Origin of the sequence: Stieleria sp. (assembly GCF_041595215.1) — a bacterium.
GTDB classification, from domain to species: domain Bacteria; phylum Planctomycetota; class Planctomycetia; order Pirellulales; family Pirellulaceae; genus Stieleria; species Stieleria magnilauensis.
Genome location: NZ_JBFHKV010000396.1, coordinates 1 through 6880, shown reverse-complemented (window position 1 = coordinate 6880; position 6880 = coordinate 1). Strand labels below are relative to the sequence as shown.

At 60.3% G+C, this 6880-nt stretch carries 2 pseudogenes; one reads left to right on the top strand and one right to left on the bottom strand.

The annotated features are described in order from the left end of the window. A pseudogene (locus ABX749_RS16125) lies at positions 1-5453 on the bottom strand (peptidase); the annotation flags it as partial. Between the two features lie 776 nt (positions 5454-6229). Here ABX749_RS16125 and ABX749_RS16120 point away from each other — a divergent pair. Beyond that, positions 6230-6880, top strand: a pseudogene (locus ABX749_RS16120) (hypothetical protein); the annotation flags it as partial.

Here is a 6880-nt window from a genome sequence, read left to right as displayed (position 1 = left end):
TCCCAAACGCTTTCGGTGGCCAAGGTGCCGCCACGGATTTCCATGCCGGTGATTTGGTCCAGTCCCGGCAGATCATTGTCGTCGTATCGGTTGAACCGAACCATCGGCCCGAAGTTGTCGTCCAGCTCGCTGATGCGGTTGATCGACCCGGTCTCGCGTCCGGTATCGATCACCCGATCGCCGGTCAGCGAATCCACATCGATATCGATGATCGATCCGTCGTTGTCGATGAAGGTATTGCCGACGATGATCGGCTGGCTGCCGCGGATAAAGATCGTCGAGGGGGCAACGGCCAGTCGACCGAAGCGGCCCAGCGGTCCGGCACCGTCTTGGCCACTGTCGTTGAACTCGAATCGGCTGTTGGTGATTCGTCCGTCGGCTTGTTGCAGCTGCAACGGGACGAAGCCGATCGTCTCACCGCCTTCGATCAAGCTGATGCCACCGGCGTAAGAGATCACGCCGTTGTCGATGCTGATCGAGGAAGTCGGGCCGGCGTAAATCCCCGCCCAATCGCCGTGGCTGGGGGCTTGGAAGACAGGCGAGCCGTCATCGTTGTTGGTGTCGAAGGTGCCGCCGGCGCCGAATCGGTCGTCGCGAATACTGGTCATCACAATCGGGTTGCTGCCGTCACCCTCGGCCAGCATCACGGCGCCGGGTTGCAGTTCAATCCGTGCACCACTGAGCTTCATCACGATGCCCGGATCCATCACCAACGAACCGTCCAAACGGCCACGCGTGCCGGTTCGGTTCAAATCCAAGGTGACCAAACCCTCCGTGCCGGCGTCCAGGGCCAGGTCATCGATGAACGATGCCGAGCTGGCGCCCAGATCCGCGACCAGGCGGAATTCCGGATTGGCTGACGCTTCGGCGCGGTACAGACGCCGCGACACATAATCGTTGCCGCGACTGATCAGCGGCAACGCCGTCAATTCCACGCTGCTGTCGTCGTCGCTGACGGTAAAACTGAATTGATCGGCGCTGGCCAGCGATTCGAATCCGTCATCGTCGACGAACGTCATCTTGTACAGGTAGGTGCCTGCCGCCAGCGATCCGCCGGGCAACTGACGGGCCGAGACGAGCGCGAGTGACGGTGCAAATCCGTCGGTGATCGATCCACCGGGCTTGCTGGCGATGACCAGGTTTTCCGGCAACACGTGCACCACGTCGATGTCATCGAATCGTCCCGAAACGGTCATCGCGCGGGGAGTTTGCGTGGCGGTCGTCGGGACCCGCACGAACAAGCCGTTGACCGTGTTTTCCACCAACAGGTTGTCGTAGATCTCCGGCCCGATCCGGTCGTAATCGGCGGTGAACTCGCCGGCTTGTTGGAACCGTGGTGCCTGATAAGACGTTTCTTCGAAACTGTCCGGCGATGCACTGATGGCCGAATCGGCGCTGAAGGTGATTTCGTTGAACGTGATCGTCGGCCGCAGGTTGATCACCAGAATCGGGTTGACCAACTGTTGCACCGAATCGATCAACACATTGCTGCTGCCGCCATACCGGATCTCGGCGTGATTGACGCGCTGCAGGAAGATCCCTTCGTCTTCCAGATCGCGGCGGCCTTCGAACTGGTCCAAATCGCGACGGAAAATCAATCCGCCCCAGTCACCGGCTTTCGAGGTCGGGCTGTCCCCAGCGGCATCGGCATCGGCCATCCGATCTCGGATGCTGGTGAAGATCACGCTGCCGTCATCGTAGCCTTCCAGCCCCGCATCGACATCGCTGATCAGTGTCGTCGAAACCGGATCGCCTTCCAAACTTAATCCGACCAACCGGGGTGCACCGAGCACTTGCAGTGCGCCGCCGCTGCGGTCGACCTGCAAGGTGCTGCTGCCGACGTTGATGTACGAGCCGCGGAGTTTCAAGATTGCCCCGGCGTCGATCATCGTCGTGACACCGCGGGGAACGTCCATCGTGCGGCCGTCCTCGAGCGATCGGCCGCCGACATCGGTCAGACCGATCTTGTAGCTGAAGTTATCGACTTCGGTTTCCACCAGACCGTCCAGACCGCCGTTGCCGACGATGCGAACGATGTCGCCTTCGATTGCCGAACCAAACGCGTTGGCGACGTCCGAATTGGCGATATTATTGAACGGATTTTCCAAGCTGCCGTCGGCGTTCGGCCCGGCGGTCTTGTCGACGAAGATGTTGCGACCGATCGCGACTGCTGCGCGGAATCCGTTGGACAACGCGATCCGACGCTCGCCGGTGAATTCCAATCCGGTACCGACCCGCACGACCGACACGCCGGTTTCGTTTTGGCGGAAATTGATTGCCGAGGCCAACGCCGAAGCCAAGTTGCCACCGGGCGTCGGGAAGCCGCTGGTGCCGTCGCTGTAGAAGACTGGAACGTTGCCGGGAATCGGTTGACCGCCGCTGGGGACGAATTCGTAAGTCCGAACGATACCGGTACCGGACACGATCGTGATCGTTTGACGGGGGACAACCGCGTCGCCGTCGTCGGTAAAGTTGAGGATCCGGTGCTCGGGCCGCGTTTGGAACCAGAAATTGTTCGCGCCGCCGGGTTTCCCGTCACCGTCACCGTCCAAGGGCGTCCCCGGAACTCCGACGCGGCTGCTGTCTCGGTCGCGGATCACGTCCACTTCGTCGACCAACGGCTCGAATTTCAAGTGCAGTTCGTACGCGCCCTGGGTGCGGCCGCCATAGCCGCTGCCGGGGATCGTCGGATCGTATTGATCGTTGCCGCTGGCGGAGACTCCGACGTAGTAAACACCTTCGTCGAGCGACGCGATGATGCGAGAATCTTCGCTGAAGTAATCATCGTTCTGGGCGAGTTTGGTCAGACCACCACCTTGCAGCCGGACCGGCAAGGGAGCCGCGGCGCCGACGCTGATATCCGAAGCCGGATCACCCAGCGAGACCGACGCCCGCAGGATCGAGCTGGCGAAGGGGTCATTGTTGATCGCATCGACGACCTGTTGAGCCGTCACGGTGCTGATGAAGACGCCTTTGCGGGGCAGGTCCAGCAACACGGCGTTGGCGATCGGATTGCCCGAGTTGTCAAAGACGCGATTGACGCGGATTTCGTCGTCACCGAAGTTTCGGTCCGATCGAATGAATCGCACTTCCGTTCCGTTACCCGATCGCCCGGTGATCAAGGCTTCAAACGTCACGCCGAGCGAGGATCCGAAGCCGAGATCCGAAACCGCCGCTGCCCGCGTTTCTTCGAACAAGGACAGTGTGGTGTCCAACAGGCTGCTATCGGGCAAACGCTCGGCAAAGGATTCTGCCGTCAACGTCCCGACCTTGTCTTCGTCACCCAACTTGACTTCGAATCGATACAGGTCGATGTCGACGCTGTCGGGATTGTGCAGGTATTGCCCGTGCTGGACGTCATAGTTGCTGGGGAACACCGGCTCCAAATCGACCCCGGCAAGCGGCGTGTCAATGTTCTGGTTCAAGAACAGAAAATCGAGCGCCATCGTGGTTTGGGGTGGCAGCTCCGAAGCCTGCTCGAGCCCCAGCAGGAAGCCGACGCCCGCGGTCGCTTTGCGGGTGAAATCCTCGCCGAAGTCCAGATTCAAGTTCGCTTGATTGCTGAACACGATCGCCGACTCACCGAACGTCGGATCGATCCGCAGCGACGCATTGAGAACGGAACTGATGGCGCCGAATCGCACCAGCGTGGTGTTGGGGCGCGCTTGCAGATTGCCGGTATCACCGACGGCAAACGTGATGCCTTCGTTCAGTGTTTCGCGGAACTGGACGCCGAGTTCGGCCGCCCACAGGTTCAACACTTCACGAATTCGCGTCTTTTGCCGCGCGTTGATCTGGTTCAAGTAGTCCGTCGAACCCTGGCTGTCAAAAATCCCTTGAAAGTTGTAGGCGATCTCGGTGATGCCATCGAGCGCGTCGGGGCCGAAGTTCGAATTGATATGACCGCGCAGTCCATCGACGCCGAATTCAAGGTCGCGGTGTCCGGGATCATCATTTCCGCCGGCCAGTTCGATCAGGTACGGTTGCGGGTCGATCGATTCGGCGACCACCACACTGGTGATCGAGTTGTCTTGCCCGAAAATACCAACGTCCAGAGAGGTCGACAGCGTGTCGCCGACGGCGGTCATCTTCAGCGCGGGCGCACCGATGACACTCCGCGGCAATTCCAATCCGCCACCGTCGTTGACGTCGCCATTTCGTTCCGAACGAACCGCCAGCACGGCGGCAACCGAAGGCGTGGCCGCAACGGCGGCTTTGAGTTCGTCCACCGTCGGCAGCGGATCCACGGCGGGATCGGCAAGCCCGAAATTGAACACGACGTTGTTGTTGGCGTCCAAAGAAACCGACAAGCCGCCCGAGCCGGTGCTTTCGAATCGGACTTCGCGCCCGCTGGCCGCTTCGCCGATCTGGTTGAGGATGAATTCGACCCGCAACCCTTCGTGCTGGAAATCGGTCACAGCGGTGGGCTGCACCGACAACTGACGCGGCGGCAGAATCAGATCGACGCGGTCGTCCACGGCGGTGCCGATTCGCAACCGCCACGTTCCGCCTTCGTGCAATTCACCGGCGGCAATCGACGGCAAGGTGTTGATGTCACCACTGAAGAACAAACGCGCCGTGTGGGTCGCTTCGTCATAGACCACTTCGTCCGGGAAGAACAACTCGTCATCGGTCGTTCGAACCGTCTCTTGTGTGAACAGCAGCTGATAGAAACGCGGGTTCTCCGCCGACCGCATCGTGGGATTGCCGTTGTCATCGTCTTCGACAAACAGCGGATCCTCGTTGAAGTAGACGACGATCTCATTGCGGTTTTGCCGGAGCTGGCCGTTGGCGTCGCGGATCACCGGTTGGGGAACCACCGACTCGACCAGTGCACCGAGGCTGAGTTTAAAATCGATTCGCTCGCTGCGTAGCGCGGGATTGCTGGGGACAAACAATTCGCCCGCGGTGTTGCGAAGCCCGGTGATTCCCAGACCGATGTCATCGAATCCGTAGACTTCGATGCGGTAGTCGTCATCGGGCAACGATTCGGCAAACCGAACGACCACTTCGTTCTGGTTGGGGTCGCCGAGGGTGACCAGACCGCGTTGGATCGCCACGTCGTCGGCCGTTCCCAATCGCCCGTCCTCTCCGGCGCGACTGATCTGGATGCCATCAAACGTTGTCGAGTCCAGGACCTGATCTTCATCGAAACCGAACGTCAGCACGCGCGGCGACGAATCACGGACGGTTCCGTCGGTGATCAGGGCGCCCTCATTGGGCTGAATCCCGATCAGTTGCGGACCGGCCAACAACTGTCGTGGCTCGAGCGATTCGAGCAATCGACGTCGCCGCAACTCACGCGGCTTGGACGAGCGTCGTTTCTTGTTTCGCCCTGAAACAGCGGATGCGGCAGAACGTGACTCAATGATGTTCGACTCGATGACGTCCTGGGGAGCAATGTTGGACGTTGAGTTCTTTCGCTCACGCGAAGTCATAGACCAGACCTTCATGGGGGCTTCGCTGCATACGTCTAGCTTTCGCTATCCGCGGCAAACCGGCCGGTGGGGTGGACAATCGTGTTGTGGGTCGGGCGATCTCGGGTTCAACAAACCGCCCAATAAAACAAGGCAAAATGACAAGCCGTCCCTCGACCTGGAGGACGGTCGAGAAACGAGTGCCGAGTATAGTTCGACCGAAATAACCCGCAAATAAATGCGTGCTCCGACGGTCAATGCAGTCACTTTTCGGTGGTCGACCCTGCCGATCGTGACGATCTGAACGCCGAAATGAGACAACCAGCACCGGCCCATCCGGGTGGCTGAGGTGCGAAAAACCCCGGGGAATTGGCTTTCCCGGCACATTCCAACGTCGACGTTGGACGACGAATCGCTGTCAAAGTTCCTCAGATTCATGCAGCTCGGGGCGAGTGACTGTTTTGGCCCACCTGATTGGGGCGTTTAGGCGTGAGGGTTTCACGTCAATCGACATTTATTCAGCTCTAAGCGTTGCACCATCCCATCGATTGGCACACCACGACAGCTTCTCATCGCCGCAGAATCCATCCCGGGCCGCCCGGTCGGACGGATTTCGAAAGCTGAACCGGTTGCATCGCCCGTGCCGCCGCCCCAGCGGGCTGCCGGCGGCCGGCTTCGCTGCCAGCGGCGGGCCTGAAACCCGTGGGCATTTTGTCGCTTTCGATGCTTGACCCCGTGGGTGGGACTCCCTTACCCTAGACAGCGAGTCTTTTTCGCCCGACCGCCCATTTGAGTTGATTCTCGAGGCCGACATGAGCAACGATTCGCAAAGTTCTCGTCACAGCGACTCGCCGACGACGAGCCCCATTGAGTCCCTGACCCATTCGGTACGCAAGCGACTCTGGCTGGCTTCGGTCACCCAAGGCGTGACATCGGGCTTGCTGATCGGCACCGCCGCCGCACTCGTGTTTGCACTCACACGCGCTATATTAGCGCCCGCCACGCACTGGGGATGGGCGTTGGCCATTTCCCTGTTGGGCGGTTTGATCGGATTGCTGATCGGTGCCACGCGGATCCGCAGCGCCCAAGCGGCCGCGCGACTGATCGACGAACACTTCGATCTGAAAGACCGATCGATCACGACGCTGGAATTCCTCTCCGCCACCGGCGAAACGTCTGATACCCATTCGACGGCCAAACGGCTTCAAATCGAAGAAGCCAACACGCACCTCCATCGCGTCGATGCGACTCAGTGCGTTTCCATCCAGCCCTGGAACCAGCCGCTCCGCTGGGCCGCAGGCTTGGCCGCCGTGATGTTCGTTGTCCTCGCGCTGACCAGCGGCGGGCTCAATGAGGTCGACGCCAACCCCGTGCTCGCACTGGCGACCGAACAATCGATGGCACTTCGCGAAACGATGTTGCCCGAACTCGAAGAACTCGCCAAAGAACACGAAGACCCCGAG